Genomic DNA, 15,982 nt, shown 5'->3' on the forward strand with positions numbered 1-15,982 from the left:
GCTATTTTTTATTTTCTTAATACTTCTATAATTCGATATCCTTTGGAACTAGCGTATTTTTCTACGCTATATGTTTCGTCGAGATTTTCAGCAAGCCAAGTAATAAGTGAGTCTGATCCAAGATTTTTTTGTACTACTAAATACGCTGCGCCACCAACTCGCAATCGTGGCAACCAAGTAAGCAAAATATTGTGCAATACTTCTTTCCCAACGCGAATCGGAGGATTTGACCATATTACGTCAAAGTTGTCAAACTGTGGCGAAGAATCCGCATTAAGTGCATCGTCTGCTAGCGCTGCATGGACATGCTGTAATCCTGCAGCTTGGGCGTTGAGTTTAGTAAGTTCTAAAGCTCTTTCGTTGACGTCTACAGCAAAAATTTCTGCATTGGGCGATTCTAAACCAAGAGCTACAGTAATAGGACCCCATCCGCAGCCGATATCAAGTAGTTTGCCGCTTTCAGGAGGCTGAGGAGCATGTTTAAGAAGAACGGAAGTTCCTAAATCAAGTTGTGATGCGCTAAATACTCCGCGAGAAACTTGCATAGTAACGTCGTGGCCGCGCAATGTTACGTGCAAAGTGTGTCGTTCGTCGTTCGACGATGGCGTAGCCGAAAAATACTGTTCTCCACCAACTTGTGGCTGTTTTGATTGCTGCTTGCTCATAACCTTGCTCAAAATATTGCTTGTGTAAACTTTGTGTGTTTAACTTTGTGGTTAAACCTTGTGTTAAACGATGGCACTTTTGCGCTATCGTTTCGTTATTTTGTATTTCTTCCGTATCGTCTTCCGTATTTCTTCCGTATCGTATCTATATACCGTCTTCCGTATTGTCTTCTCAACTTTCCATAATAAAACAAACGTTGTAAAACGCTAGCTAGTATGACTATAGTTGAGTCACCATTGAGCACAATCGAATAGAGGAGGGTACGTATGGTAGAAAATAAGGGCACTGCTGAAAGCGGCGATATGCCAGTTGCGGATAATTCAAGCCTTCCTGACGATTATTATGCTGCTGGTGATACTGCATTTTCTGGACACGCGGGTGTGCTTTCCGGTCATTCTGATGTGCTTCTTGATGCAACTTCAGTTAGTGAACAGCACGATGAGGCTTGGCAAGAGCGTGAGTCAAGAAACGCTCTAAAGCGTGTTGCAGGTCTTGGTGAGTTGCAAGATGTAACCGAAGTTGAGTATAGAAAGCTTCGTCTTGAACGCGTTGTTTTAGTAGGTGTATGGTCGAGCGCTCGTACGACGCTGGCTCAAGCTGAGGAGTCGCTTAGGGAGCTTGCAGCTTTAGCGCAAACTGCTGGCGCTGTGGTGTGTGATGGCATGCTTCAGCAACGCTATAGGCCGGATGCAGCAACTTACGTAGGTTCAGGTAAAGCGCGTGAGCTTGCGGCAGTAGTTGCGCAAAACGATGCTGATACGATTATTGTTGATGACGATTTGCCGCCTAGCCAGCGTAGAGCTTTAGAAGATGCTACTAAAGTTAAGGTTGTTGATCGTACTGCAGTAATTTTAGATATTTTTGCTCAACATGCGACGAGTCGTGAAGGTAAAGCTCAAGTTGAGTTGGCTCAACTACAATATATGCTTCCACGTTTGCGCGGTTGGGGTGCGGCTCTCTCTAGGCAGGCTGGTGGCCGTGCAGCAGGCGATGCGGGCATTGGTTCTCGCGGTCCTGGTGAAACAAAAATTGAGATGGATCGTCGCGCTATTCGAAATCGCATTGCCAAATTGCGACGTGATATTGCTCACATGGCGCCTGCTCGCGATGTGAAACGAGGTTCACGTCGTCGTCAAGATATCCCAACGGTAGCTGTAGTTGGTTATACGAATGCTGGAAAATCTTCACTTATTAACCGTCTAACTGGTTCTCAAGAATTAGTTGAAAACGCATTATTTGCAACGCTTGACACTGCTGTTCGTCGCGCTCAAACACGAGATGGTAGAAACTATACTTTAGTGGATACTGTTGGTTTTGTTCGTAGATTACCGACGCAGTTGGTGGAAGCTTTTAAATCGACGTTGGAAGAGGTTGGTCAAGCGGATGTGATTTTGCACGTCGTTGATGGTTCTCATCCTGATCCGATTGCGCAAATTGACGCAGTAAATGAGGTGCTTGCCAATATTGATGGTGTGGAAGATATTCCTCAGCTTATGGCATTGAATAAAGCGGATATGATGAGTGAGGCTGTGCGAGAACGTTTTACAGGGCTTTATCCGGATGCAATTGTTGTTTCTGCGGCGAGCGGTGAGCATGTGCAAGAGTTGCGTAATCGTTTGGAATCATTATTGCCATCTCCTAACGTTCGGGTAGAAGTAGTATTGCCTTATAGCGCGGGTGATTTGCTTGCTAGAGTGCGCGAAAACGGGATTGTAGAAAAAGTAGAATACGTTGATGCTGGTGTGGAACTTGTGGCGCGAGTAGGTGCTTCATTGGCTTCGAAACTTATGCGAATTGCGCTGTGAGAATAAATTCCGTAGGTGCGATTAGAGTAAAAGTGTTCATACCAACAGGCTCTTAATGTGAGAGCAGCCCTTGCTTTTGTAATTGGTGCATTTTTGTGCCGGTAAGGGTGTTATAGGTTGTTGAAAAGAGGTTTTTACTCATGGTGAGTTCGCAGGTTAAGCCAACGAAGCTTGCAATTATTGGTGCTGGTGCAGTAGGTTCGACGCTCGCTTTCGCTGCTGCGCAGCGTGGTGTTGCTCGCGAGATTGTGCTTGAAGATATTGCTAAGGAACGTGTTGAGGCTGAAGTTTTGGATATGCAGCATGGTTCTAGCTTCTATCCTGCAGTTTCTATCGCCGGTTCTGATGACGTCGAGATTTGCCGTGACGCGGATATGGTTGTTATTACCGCTGGCGCTCGCCAGAAGCCAGGACAAACTCGTTTGGAGCTTGCAGGCGCAACCATCAATATTATGAAGTCCATCATTCCAAACGTGGTGAAGGTTGCTCCTAACGCTATTTACATGTTGATTACCAACCCTGTCGACGTTGTAACCCACGTTTCTATGAAGCTTTCCGGTCTTCCAGCAAACCAAATGTTTGGTTCTGGTACCAACCTTGATTCTGCGCGTCTTCGCTTCCTTATCGCTCAGCACACTGGCGTCAACGTTAAGAACGTTCACGCTTACATTGCTGGCGAGCACGGCGATTCCGAAGTTCCTCTGTGGGCTTCTGCAACCATCGGTGGCGTCCCAATGTGCGATTGGAACGCTCTTCCAGGCCACGAGCCATTGGATGCCGCTAAGCGCGAAGAGATTCACCAGGAAGTTGTGAACGCTGCTTACAAGATTATTAACGGTAAGGGTGCTACCAACTACGCTATTGCTATGTCTGGTGTGGATATTGTTGAGGCTGTGCTTCGCGATACCAACCGCATTCTTCCAGTATCTTCTTTGCTTGATGACTTCCACGGCATTTCTGACGTGTGCATGTCTGTACCAACTTTGCTCAATCGCAATGGTGTAAACTCTCGCCTCAATACTCCAGTTTCCGATCGCGAATTGGCTGCATTGAAGCGTTCTGCTGAAACTTTGCGCGAAACTGCTGCTAAGTTTGGTTTCTAATTTATAACTAAGTAATTTCTTTTTATAAATTACTAAAGTTGCTAAAGTATTGAGCCGTTTCTTCGCTTAATTGTGAGGAAACGGCTTTTGTATTGCTAAGTTTGATACTCTTAGAATTTCGTATTATTGAGCACAACATACCTCTTAATATTTTCGTTTGTGTTCGATATATGATGTACCTATGGCTGATTTTTCTCACATACTTGCAACTCGTCCCGACTTTAACGATAGTGATCGTGAATGGCTGCATCATTTAGTGGCGGATTGGCAAGTTATTGCGGACCTTAGTTTTGCTGACTTACTTCTTGTTATTCAAAACGGTGACGGCGATTACGTTGTTGCTGAGCAGTGCCGTCCGTCAACCGCTATTACTTTGCGCACGGACGATTTGCTCGGTAAAAAGTTAGATGATTCGCTTGTTCCTGAACTTAATGAAGCTATGAAATCTGAAACAAGTTTCCATTCTTCAACGTTGCGTTCTATTGGTAGGGCTACGGTTTGCTACGTGTATGCGCCGGTTCGCCACCGTGGTAAAACGCTTGGTTTAGTTATGCGAGAAACAAATTTGGCAACTCGCGAATCCAACGGCCGTTACGAAATGGAAAGTATTAACGCTGGTAAAACATTGTTTGATATGATTCCACGCGAGCAGTTCCCATACCGAGATTCTGTTCTTAACCAGCGCCATAACGCTCGTGTTTCGGATGGTTTTATTGTGCTTGAGGCGGATGGTGTTGTTCGTTATGCTTCTCCTAACGCGATTAGTTGTTTTCGTCGCTTAGGTGGGCTAGATACTATGCAAGGCGAGTATTTAAGCGAGTTTGGTACGCGTTTGCTTCACACTAACGATACGGTTCCTGAAAGTTTGCCATTGGTGCTAACTGGTAAGGCTGATGTCGATTGTGAGCTTGAGGCTAATCGTTCGATTGTTTCTATGCGCTCGTTGCCGTTGTGGGGTCCAAATAATCGTATTGGCGCTGTGGTTTTGTGTCGTGACGTAACGGAAGTGTTGCGTCGCGAGCAGGAGTTGCGTACAAAGAACGCTACTATTTCCGAGATTCATCATAGGGTGAAAAATAATTTGCAGGCCGTTTCTGCATTGCTTCGTTTACAAGCTCGCAAAACGAAATCTGTTGAAGTTCGTAAAGAGTTGGAAGAAGCTCAGAGGCGTGTGCAAACCATTGCGTTAGTGCACGAGGGTTTGAGCCAGACTGCTGATGAAATCGTTGATTTTGATAAAGTTATTTCTAGCTTGCTGAAAATGTCTATTGAGTTGGCGTCGCAGAATCAGAATATTGATATTGATTTTATTGGTAAATTTGGTAGGTTAGCTGCCCAGGATGCCACGCCATTGTCGTTGGTATTAACTGAATTAGTTACTAATGCGGTTGAGCATGGTTTTGAGGGTCGAGAAGAAGGCCATATTCGTATTACTGTTGGCCGTGGAGGAGACAATCTCAATATTGTTGTTGAAGACGATGGCGATGGTATTGATAGTGAAGCATCGCATGGGATGGCGAAGTCTTCTGGGTCTGGTCTTGGAACGCAGCTTATTAATACTTTTGTTACTAACGATTTTGGTGGCACTGTGCGTTGGATGCCTCGTCGGGATGGAGGAACTAGGGTAGTGCTTGACATTAAGTTGAGGGTGTCGGGTATCGAATAGTAATGCGTTACTATTGAGTATCGTGGCATGTTGAAAACAAGTAATGCGTTATGATGTAGTGCTGCATCATAACGCATTATGTTTTGTCTGTTTATTGTTTACGTAAGTATTGTTACAGTGTTGCCTACAAAGTTGCGTCTTGACTTCTGCGCGCTCGCATAACCCTTCGTTTAAGCGATCTCCTCTCGTCCTCGCTCAGTCCGCCCCAAACACCATAATCTTGATTTGTTTCCAACGCGCATTTCAGACATTCATCCGAAACATTGCATGAGCGACATACTGCTTTTGCTTCCTCAAGTTGCTGAACTGCAGTACCAGCATTACCCAAAGGAAAGAACAGTTCAGGATCTTTATCTCGGCAAGCGGCCGTTGTTCGCCAATACAGAGAATTGCTCATGAATCACTAACCTCATTTCTTTAACTCATATTGCTGAGTTTGAGAAAGTTCCCTGAATGTAAGGAAAGCATGAAAAAACAGTTTTTTCAAGGTATTTTGCAGCTTTGTTCCAAAATTTTACTATTTTGTGTATTCGCACAGTGATATTTGCGTTACTATCGCCTCTCCAGGAGTAATCATGACACATCTTCCAGGAAGTTGATAATCGTGCGTGTCAAAAGTTTTAGATAATGAATTAGGCACTCCTAGCATGGCGTCAGTACCAATATCGCCGGTGGGGAAAATAATACGAACCGGAGCTTGTTCTGGAAGTCGTAGGTGTCTCGATGTTGCCATACTCATGATTACGGGTGCGCTTGAACGAGTGAGTCTTTCTTGTAATGCAATAGCCTGAGGTTGGGTGCTCAATGGTTCTAATAATTCGTCGACATCGTCAAGAATAAGTGGAGTGTGATCATCCTGAATAATATACGTATCGTTTGCGCTGAGTTCGGTTGCGCAATAGACTGGAAGCTCGAGTTTATGCGCTAGTATGCGTATAACGTTACTCTTTCCTTGTAGGCGGCCACCAATAATAGCTACGTTTCCTAAGTGAAGTGGAAGGGCTGCGGGAAGTAGTCGAATACCCGTATCTTGTAATCCAATAACCACAGGTTTTAGCTGAGTTTGCGTTTTTTGTGAGTTGATAAAGTGTGGATTTTTCTCAATTTCCTTGGGCTGAACGTTACGTTCATAGCTTTCGTAATTTGTATAGCTTTCGTAATTTTCCGTACAATATTGCTGAATTTGGTTGGGGAATATTAGAGAAGGCAGTGGAGCACTAAATAGTAGTGGAGCATGCTGATAATGCAAGAATTTGCTAGCTAATTGTATTGCGGCAACTAGCAGTTGAGGATTGCGACTTCTTGCGCAGCGCAATGCTTCCACGCCTTCTCCAAGATTGTAATAGGCGCTACCAGGAGTGTTTGGACTAATGTTTGCTGCGTGTGAAGTTCCCAATAATTCTTGGGATTGTAGGCTGTCGCGTACGCGTAAACAAATATTGATGGCAATATTAGCTTTCATATCGGCACTTACTTGTCCAAGGGGATTTTGTGTGCCTGCAATAATATGCATTCCTAGAGAACGCCCAACCGACGCGATACGAATAAGACGAGACATGTAGTCGGGAAGCTGATCCTTTAAAGCGTGAAATTCGTCTATTACAATGAGCAGCGATGGTTCTTGAGGCGTAACTTGAGCAATGGTATGGCATCTCTGATTTGCAACTAAGCGCTCGCGCCGGTCTAATTCCAATTCAAGCCCGCGTAAAGCTCTTACTGCATGTCGCAAATTTAAGTCTCCGACGTTCCCCATAGTATGAGGCAAATCAGCAAGCGTATCAAAAGTAGCGCCTCCTTTAAAATCCATGAAAACGAATCGCAACTGTTGTGGAGAGTAGCGAAATGCTAATGCCAGGCACCAGGTTGTTAATAGTACGGATTTACCGGATCCAGTCGTTCCTGCTACTAAGGCATGCGGGCCATTATCCACAAGGTCTATGCAACAGTATCCGTGCGAATTAATGCCAAGTGGTGCGCTAAGATGTTCCTTGGAGGATGGGCGCGTTGTGTTTTCGTTTGCTAGCCACGCGCGTAATACCTCTCTCCAAGGTGGCTTGGATTGAGCAGCGGTAGTTCGTTGCATAAGTAGTGTTTCTAAACTTGCTGGCGTAAGCGTATCTGGCAGGTTTTCTATATGCGAGTTTTTGCTGTTAGTGTTCGTGACAATACGGTTAGATTCATGCTCTTTATGCAGATGGTGAGCATAATTTTCTTGTTGCTGCTGAGTAATATATTGCAGTATCTGAGGAATTAAACTTGCAGCATACATCATGATACTGGGCACAATCATGGCAAGCATCATCCAATTATGTTGCATCCAAGCCATTATGAGTAGTGCAATGTGTGCAAAAATAGGCACAATGCTTGCTGCCATTTGTGCATACAGCAGTACTTTTACTGTGTCCATAGAGTCGTGTGATTTCTTTCGCATACTCTTATAATGGCGAAGTCAATCAGCACTGAGCAAGTTTTGGGGCGCTATGTGGATAAAAGCTAAGTGAGCACGTTATTGCTGCATGTCAGCAAGGGTTCCAACGGCTCCAGGTGCGTGTGAGCCTGTTGCAAGCTCGTTAAAGAGTTCAAGATTTTTAGCGTCGTCGAGCAATACTGACGAGCCAACATCCGGAAGCTGATAATCTGGATTAGTCCAATATACTGTTCCGGAAATTCCTTTAGGACCCGTTGCTTCTTTAAAAGCTTGAGCCATATTCCACAGTGTGCCAGGATTAGATTTCTCGTCGAATTGTACAGAAGAAAGCCCTGTCTCAGCAAGTTTTTTCACTTTGCCAAAATTCGTAAGTGTACTTTTATCCAGAGCTTTTTTCATTATTGCTGCAATAACCATGCGCTGACGTGCCGCGCGGCCAAAATCAGACTGTGGATCGGCGTAGCGCATACGTGAGAAAGCAAGTGCCGTATTGCCATCGACATGATGACATCCTGCTGTCCAATTTAAGCCACTAAATCTATCCGATACTGTGCGGTTATAGCACAAGTCAATTCCATCCAAAGCGTTTACTACGTTAGTAAGTCCAGCAAAGCGAACTTCAGCAACATGATCAATGCGATGACCGGTAATGCGTTCGACTACGGAAGTAAGCGTTTTATTCCCTGCTGTTTGTGCTACGCTATTGATTTTCATGTGTTCGCCATTAATCGTAACCAGAGAATCTCGTGGAATAGATATGAGTGAACTATTCCCATTGCTTGGTCGTGTGAGCACGAGGATGGTGTCAGTTCTAAAACCGGTTATTTCTTTAGCTTCTTCACCTTCGCGTTGATCTGAACCTAAAATAAGCCACGATGTGCCTTGCGTATTAGGAGTGTTGGTGAGCCATGATGTTCGGTTCATGTGTGAATCTACCCAGTGCCACGAGTATGCTCCCAATCCAACGCAACCAATTGCAAACATCGCAACAAGTGCCAGGAAAGCATGGAGTAAACGATGTTTTTTTCGTGGCAAGAGTGCATTGGCTACAGCGGGTGCAGTTGCCGCTGACGAGGTGATGGCGCGGTCGGGGATGTATTGTCGCACTTTTCTCAACGGTGTTGGTTGCGCAGCAGGTTGGTGAGATGGCAGGTATGTTGCAGGCCTTGAGGCGTAGGATGATGTGCTGTTATGTACTCTAGCGTTTTGAGAAGGTCGTTGCTGAGGTGCAAATGATGGTGCAGACTGTTCAGCAGAACGATGTTGTTTGGCAGTGTTGGAGCGTTGAGGTATGAAACTTGGAGGAGTTGAGTTCGAATCAGTATTGCTAGTATGCGAGGGAGTGAAGATTGGTGGCGTTACGTTATCTTCAGATGATTCCCCATACTGTTGCGAATTCATCCATCCTCCCATGTGTTAGTAATTGATAATTCTGTTACTTGCCGCTAGCAACGACCTAATCATACTCTCAATGTATTACGGCAGCTAACATTTACTGACTATCTACAACTACTTACAACCATTTAAGTAGTGCTTTACTGTGAACAAATTAGTTTACTCACAGCGCTACGTACGCCAGTTGTTGTCAGTTGTTTTCAATTTGTTTGCTGCCATTGTGTGCATAGTTACTTTTTGTGAGGAACAGCACATAATACATTGTTCATATACTTATCGGCAATACCAACATATTGTCCAGTTTCCGGATTGTGAATAGTACCATTCTTAGGATTAACAATACCGCCAGTATTAGGGTCGATAAGTTGCCCCTGAGAATCGCGTATTAAACCGGTTTTTGGATTAATGGTTCCGGAGGTAGAAGCACTTGTTGAGACATCATTCAGCCTGTCGTTTTCGCTGATATCGTCGTCAGTGCTGTTGATACTATCGTTTTTCTTGTTATCAGTGTCTTTGGTGCGAGTATGAGCAGATTTCTTAGACTTCTTTTTGTTGTTGCTCTGTACCGCTTGATGATTGAGCGATAACGGCTTATTTTCTCGCATTCGTTCCCAAATATTGTCTGCTTCGTCGGACCAAATAACTCGATTTGGATCGTAAGGATCAGGAATAACTGGGATAGTGCGAGCATAAATATGTGAAGTGTCAATTTTTCGCATACTCAAAGCTAAACCAACAAGCGTGCTAGGATTTGCCATTCCTTCGCTAATATTGAGCGCTCCTAAAGCAGACTTAGCAAGTTGGTAAAGTTCGCCGGTTTGCGTAAACAAATTTTTAGACAATGCTTGATGCACAAGTTGTTTAATTAAGTATTGTTGCCGCGTAGTGCGCATAATATCCGAACCGTCGCTGGCGCTGTCATGACGCATGCGCGCGTACTGGGTAGCCATTCTTCCGTCAAGGTGCTGCATGCCCTGCTTGAAGTTAACTCCTGTATAAAGATCGCGAGTATCGGTAGGAATACACAAGGATACGCCGCCTATAGCGTCAATCATATTGCTCAAACCACTAAAATCGGTAACAATAAAATGTTGAATATTGAGGCCGGTCAGTGCATTTACTGCTTTCATTGAGCAAGATGCTGCTGAGGCTAAATCTCCGCCTTGAGCGTAACCGTTAGCAAAAATCGAATTAAACATAACGTGACGGCGTGCGGGAATATGACCTTTAGAAGTTTCACATGCTGGAGCATTAACCATGGAATCTCGAGGGATGGAAACAATATTTATATAGGTGCGATCAGCACTAATTTGCACAACCATAGTAGTATCGGACTGGTGATCTCCGACTTCGTCGTCATTTGTGAAACTTCGGTTGTTTCCATCTCGCGAATCTTGTCCTAATACTAGGAACGTCACTGGTTTCCCTGCGTTGACATCGATGGTCTGTGCTGCCTGTTTGTCTTGCGCAATAACATTCACCACACGGTTGCTTACTGTAGAAGAAAAGTCTATCCATACGGCTGCCATAATAGTGGTAATGAAGGTGAGTACAGCAATAATAATCATACAAAATGCTGTGCGAGCACGATTAGTTACTCGATAGCCAAGGCTGTGCTGCGGAGTATTGGATTTCCAATCATCATTCGATCGGTACCGCAGGCCTTCAGGATACCGTGAAGTTACCATGGTACCTTCTTTCACAGTAGGAGAAACCCCTAGGTTTGCCGTAATGGTAATTGTGTTCTGTTGAAATAGTGATGAGTATCCAAAAGAACACACATAAGGTATCAGTGTAGCCCATTGCGTTGAAATTTAACGCGTTATTTAAGATTTACTAAAAAATAGGCGTGTTTTCTCAAGTTTTCTACGTTTTTTATAAGACAATATGCGCATTTTGATTAAATATCTGTGGAAGTATGTAAGTATGTGATTGCGTAATGTAGTGTCGCGTTGCGGCGGATACCTACCCCTTGCGTAAACTGGTAGGTATGAATTCAATAACCGCTAGTACTCACGCTTTTGAAGATGAAGTTTTGCAAGTTTTTGCCGAGGCAAAATCAGCGCACCCGCATACGGTTGATTCTTCAATAATGGCAATGATGTGTGTTGAAAGAGATACTCGTTTCTACGCGGATACGTTACGAGCGGTATTGGAACAATCAGTTCTTCCTGGCACCTTAGCTATTGTCGATTGTGCAGGGCGAGTTTCGCAAATCATGCAAACGACTATGGAAATTAGTCTTGCTGCCGATTCTCTTATGGATGTTATGCGCGGCACTATTTCTTCTCATAAGATTCGTGAGAATGCGGGGAAGCAATATGCTCACAGCAGCGAACAAGCTGAGCATAAGTTTTTACGAATAATTATTATTCCAGTATCGTCCGCTCGTTCATTTGGTGACGGTATAGAAAAAGCGTTGCGTCAATTGATGCCATTACAGGGAATTTCAGCATTGTGGCTGTTACACGATGATTCGCGTCCTGCTAATAATTATTGTTTGGAATCGTTAAGAGAAACTTGGCGAAACACGCCTACGGCGTCGGTGTTAGGTGCAAAGCAAGTCGATTGGAATGGGAAGATTTTGCACAATGTCGGCATGTACGCATGGAAACATGATGTTCATACGCTTACTGTTGATGGCGAACCTGATCAGGAACAATACGATGGTCGTGGCGACGTATATGCAGTTTCTTTGGCGGGTGCATTAGTCACTTTGTCTGCTTGGCAAACGTTGCGCGGCACTCAGCCTTGGATGACTACTTTTAGAGAATCTCAGGATTTTTGCCGCAGGGTTTGTCTTTCTGGTGGACGCGTAGTGGTGGTTCCGTCGGCTCGTATTGCTCATAGACGTGCTCGTTTAGAGGGTATTCGTACGCGTTCTGGTGAGGCGAGATCTTCAGAAAAGTCTAGTTTCCGCCATGCAGTAGGCTCATCTCTTATCGCGAAACAACGTTACTGGTATACAGACACGCGCATGCTGTTGTGGCCTCTTATGTGGCTTTGCAGCCTTCCTATGGCACTTATAGGGGCGTTGCGTTCGCTTGTTGCTAAACGTCCTTATGTAGCTTGGGTGCGTCTGATGCTGCCATGGATTGCTATTATGCAGTTCCCACACGCTATGCTTGTTCGTCGTCGTGTTGCGAGAAGTACTCGTATCCCTCTTAAAAAGCTTACGCAATTGGTTGCAGATCGCAGGCAAGTTGCCAGGTGGCGGGATCGTAGTGCAGCGTTTCAAGCACAGCAACATTGCGTATTGTTAAGTCCTTTGGCACGACAGCATTTGCATATTCGAGTTTTACGCAGGTGGAGTGCTGTTATTGCGGCTTCATTAGTGCTTTTTGCTGTCACTTTGTACTTGTATGGTGCTCCTTGGCGTGAAATGTTAGGGGGAGCCTCGTGGTACGCGCAGCAGTGGTTGCCAACGGGTGCTGATTTTCATCAAGTTTGGAATGCTGCTATTGGGGCCTGGGTTCCAGATGACGGTTTTGGTCCGGCACTTCCTCCGTCTGCATGGTTGAGTGTGTGGGCGCTCGCTTCACTTATAGTTGGAGCTAATCCGTTGCTTGCTATTACGCTTATGTTCTTCCTGGCTGCTCCAGCATTGTGTTTGAGCTTCTGGGCTTTAGCGGGTGTATTTACGCGTTCTGATATGGTGCGTGTTTGCGCTGGAGTTTGCTGGACTATGGTTGCTATGGCATTTGGCTTATTCGCACGTGGGGATTTGCCTATGCTGATGACAATGGTATTTCTTCCTGCAGCGTTTGCGTTTGCTTTCCATGCTGTTGGCATGTACGTTACTGAAGATCCTGTTCGACCGGTTTCATCTGTGCAGTGTGCTGCATGTGCAGCGTTGTGCTTTATGATTCCTGTTGCCGCAGAACCTCAGTTATTGTTGCCTCTGATTATTATTTTTATTGCGTCCTTTATTATGGTGCGTTCGCATCGTATCATGTTTTTGCTTATGCCGATTCCATCCATAGTCATTGTGTTGCCGACTATTGGTAGTGCTATTCGTTATGGATCTTCTGGTATGTGGCGTCAGCTTTTCTCCAGTGCTGCTTTACCTCTTCGCAGTGTTCAAGGCGCGCCTCGAGCTCAAGGCTACATTGATGTTTTGTTGCACGCATTTAATATGACGAATGTGCAGAATGTAACGAGTATACCTATTATCGGTTTGCGAACTATTATTATGATAATTTTTGCTGTGCTAGCGGTAGTTATGGCTGTGGTTGCTTTAATGCTTCCGTTCGCTTTGCGAGTTTCTCGCATGATGTGGGTGTTGATTATTAGCGGTATGGCGTTGTCGTTGGTTGCCGCTCGCATTGTAGTAGCCGCTGATATTACTGGTCCAGTTGCGGCAAGTGTGCTTCCAGGAGTTTCATTATCCATAATAGGTGTGCTTTCTTGCATGTGCATGGTTGCAGGGCAAGCAGTGCGCCGTTTTGAACCGCTACGAGCTGCTGCCATTTCTAAATCTGAAAAAATACAGAGCTACAAGACGCGTGCTGACAAGCGTGCTGCAATGCGTCGATCTGCAGCGCGCTTGTTGCAACATATTATTCATGTTGCTCGAGCAATACTTGCGAGTGGCATGCTTACTATGGCAGTTCTTTTGTGTTTGTTTGCTGTTATTAGTGGACCGGTTACTTCTATTGCAGCAAGTAATAACGGCTTGCCTATGGTTGTTGCTGATTATTTGCGTAAAGATGATACTCATCGCGTTCTCGCTTTGCGTGCGAAAAGTAACCATGATTTATCAATTGCTGTTATGAGGACCATTCGTGGAGATGCTGTTGATGTATCGCCTGCGCTTTTTACTCGTCAAGTTATTTTTGGTGATGCTTCGAGTACGAAGGTGCTGTCGCGTGCTGCAGCTCAGTTGCTTTCTCATGCAGATAGCGGAGCTATCGAAGCACTGAAACAGTTGGGTATTGGCGGTATTTACATTGTTAATGATGCTCATCGTCAGGCTGCTGTGCCATCTGCTGCCATGTCTATACAGCAAATGTTGCATCCTTCAGCTCGACTCGTCAGTGACGTAAATAAAGAAGCTACTGAACGTCTTATCGCACATGTTAATGCTGCTGAAGGAACCCAACTGGTTGTATCTATGCCGCAAGGAACTTATTTAAGGTTCGATGGCATGCCTGATGCACGATCTCTTGCTGTAACGTCACCTTACCACCATGCCAGACCGCTAGCTTGGAGAATCCCTTGGATGTTGTTGTCGGCTACTGTGCTATTACTATACTGCTTGGTGGCTGTGCCTCGTTTTGGACGACATACTATGATTGAACGTGGCGATGATCAGTATGAGGAGGAATGTGATGAGTTGGCATAAACGTTCTCATGACGTTTCAAAACATGGTGAATCTCCGGCTAAAGCAGATGTCGTTAAACAGCATCGCGTAGCTAGCCTTTGGGCGCTTGCCACGTTCAGTGCGGTTCTTTTACTAGTATCTGCATGCGTTTTGGTGTTGTGCTGCCCAATGCCGCATTTGTCTGATAATCCGAATGCTCCACACAGGAATTTTGTGAGGAATGTGGGTGCCACTCATATACAGTCTGTGTGTCCGGTGCGCTTGTCTTTGCCTGATTCAGCGCAGTATGGTGACAGTCAGTATAACGAGTCGGAAGGTGATCTACAATCTTTTGCTCGCTACGGTGCGTTTGGAGACGTGTATCGTGCTGGAGTTCATAATCTGAGAGATTCTGAAGATCAGTCAACATTCTTGAACACACAAGCGAGCGACAGTGATATTTCAGCTCTTGTTGCTAAAGGTAATGTCGATCACGATGCTCAAGTGCTCGATGGACGTTTGTCTCGCGTTGCTCCTGGAACTGGTATTGCAGCTTCCATGGTTTCTTGGGCAACTCAAGGCGATGTGCGAGGCCTTGCGGCTACTGCTTGTTCGAATCTCGTAATGAAGCAAGCTTTTTTGGTACCAGAATCTGGTCCTGGTATATCGTTGCGTTTAGAAGCGTTTAATCCTGCTTCAAAACCAACAGTAGTTCGCGTTCGAGCTTGGTCAGCAAAACACGGTAGCACTCCACTGACGCTTTCTACCGGTAGTGCGTTTACCGTTCCTGCGCGCTCGCATGCGTTCTTTGATCTTGCTGCTGCAGCACCTCAATCTGCCGGCTTGTATGTGCAAGTTGACAGTGAACAAACTCCTGTTGCCGCTTTCGTAAAAGTGGTTCATATGAGCGGTTTAACGGTAAAAGGCGTTGACATCATTCGCGCTTTGCGCCCAACTTCGCGTATGAGTGTACTGCCTGGCTTGAGCCAGTCAGATAAAGCTAAAGTGTATGTGTGGTCCGAAAAAAGTGGGAAAGTTACGCTTTCTTGGATGAGTGATACTGGTTATAAAACTATAAAAGAATTGTCGCTTTCCTCCCGAAAGTTGCAGATTGTAGATCTTGGGGAAGTGCCGGAAAACGTTCACGCTTTGAGTGTGAGCGGTTCTGTTGCTACGGCAGCAATGGTGTCCGTTGTGCGCGACGGTAAAGATGGACAATCTGATGTTGCATTTATTAACGCAAATCGTTCTAATGGCATGAGTGCGGTAGTTTCGCCGATGTCTCCTGATGAAACAACATTACATATTGCGTCGACAAGTAATCAGGATGCCTCCGTACAAATGAGAGCTTTTGATGCTTCAGGTGTGCTGGTTGGTGAGAAACATATTACTATCCATGCTAATTCAGCGGTGAGTATTCCAGCTTCTTACTTAGCTCGTCGTGCTGTGATGTTTGAAGTTCAATCTCATAGCAGCATATCGTGGGGCGCGCGCATTCGTAGTAACGAGGTAGATAATGCTGGTGTTGCCGGTGTGGCGTGGATTGCTTCGCAATCGTTGGAACCTCAACAAATGCAAGTGTTTGTAGTGGATAATCATCACATAGTGTATTAGGT

Annotated in this window: 10 protein-coding genes; 5 read left to right on the forward strand and 5 right to left on the reverse strand. The window is 45.1% G+C overall.

What is annotated here, in order from left to right:
• Positions 1-8: 8 nt before the first annotated feature.
• On the reverse strand, positions 9-665 hold the full coding sequence (locus tag AXE77_RS00170; RefSeq protein WP_116711577.1) for a class I SAM-dependent methyltransferase: 657 nt from the start codon (positions 663-665) through the stop codon (positions 9-11).
• A gap of 267 nt (positions 666-932) precedes the next feature.
• On the opposite strand from AXE77_RS00170, the gene hflX reads away from it, so the two are divergent.
• The 3 genes from hflX to AXE77_RS00185 all read left to right on the forward strand — a co-directional run bounded on the left by hflX (position 933) and on the right by AXE77_RS00185 (position 5,240).
• Positions 933-2,471, forward strand: a complete 1,539-nt coding sequence (hflX, locus tag AXE77_RS00175) for a GTPase HflX (protein ID WP_240612601.1) — start codon at positions 933-935, stop codon at positions 2,469-2,471.
• 140 nt (positions 2,472-2,611) lie between these two features.
• A complete protein-coding gene (locus AXE77_RS00180) occupies positions 2,612-3,574 on the forward strand; it encodes an L-lactate dehydrogenase (RefSeq protein ID WP_004107125.1) in 963 nt (320 codons plus the stop codon).
• Positions 3,575-3,755: 181 nt separating this feature from the next.
• Positions 3,756-5,240 carry a sensor histidine kinase gene (locus tag AXE77_RS00185; protein ID WP_116711578.1) on the forward strand — a complete coding sequence of 495 codons (1,485 nt, stop codon included), beginning with the start codon at positions 3,756-3,758 and terminating at the stop codon, positions 5,238-5,240.
• 124 nt (positions 5,241-5,364) lie between these two features.
• On the opposite strand, the gene AXE77_RS00190 is transcribed toward AXE77_RS00185, so the two are convergent.
• From AXE77_RS00190 to AXE77_RS00205, 4 genes are all read right to left on the reverse strand, one after another.
• Positions 5,365-5,637: a WhiB family transcriptional regulator gene (locus AXE77_RS00190; RefSeq protein ID WP_116711579.1), complete on the reverse strand. Its 273-nt coding sequence runs from the start codon at positions 5,635-5,637 to the stop codon at positions 5,365-5,367.
• A gap of 120 nt (positions 5,638-5,757) precedes the next feature.
• The gene (locus tag AXE77_RS00195; protein WP_116711580.1) at positions 5,758-7,671 is read right to left on the reverse strand and encodes an FtsK/SpoIIIE domain-containing protein; all 1,914 of its coding nucleotides are present in this window, start codon (positions 7,669-7,671) and stop codon (positions 5,758-5,760) included.
• Between the two features lie 75 nt (positions 7,672-7,746).
• The gene (locus AXE77_RS00200) at positions 7,747-9,069 is read right to left on the reverse strand and encodes an LCP family protein (protein WP_116711581.1); all 1,323 of its coding nucleotides are present in this window, start codon (positions 9,067-9,069) and stop codon (positions 7,747-7,749) included.
• 224 nt (positions 9,070-9,293) lie between these two features.
• Positions 9,294-10,751: an LCP family protein gene (locus tag AXE77_RS00205; protein WP_116711582.1), complete on the reverse strand. Its 1,458-nt coding sequence runs from the start codon at positions 10,749-10,751 to the stop codon at positions 9,294-9,296.
• Between the two features lie 302 nt (positions 10,752-11,053).
• Between AXE77_RS00205 and AXE77_RS00210 the strand changes: the two genes are divergently transcribed.
• Together AXE77_RS00210 and AXE77_RS00215 are read left to right on the forward strand one after the other, a co-directional pair.
• Positions 11,054-14,407: a glycosyltransferase family 2 protein gene (locus AXE77_RS00210; RefSeq protein WP_116711583.1), complete on the forward strand. Its 3,354-nt coding sequence runs from the start codon at positions 11,054-11,056 to the stop codon at positions 14,405-14,407.
• Positions 14,394-15,980 (forward strand): DUF5719 family protein, encoded by a 1,587-nt coding sequence (locus tag AXE77_RS00215; RefSeq protein ID WP_116711584.1) that lies wholly within the window; start codon positions 14,394-14,396, stop codon positions 15,978-15,980. The genes AXE77_RS00210 and AXE77_RS00215 overlap by 14 nt, the downstream gene beginning before the upstream one ends.
• Positions 15,981-15,982: the final 2 nt, after the last annotated feature.

Origin of the sequence: Gardnerella massiliensis (genome assembly GCF_003408845.1) — a bacterium.
Taxonomy (GTDB): domain Bacteria; phylum Actinomycetota; class Actinomycetes; order Actinomycetales; family Bifidobacteriaceae; genus Bifidobacterium; species Bifidobacterium vaginale_H.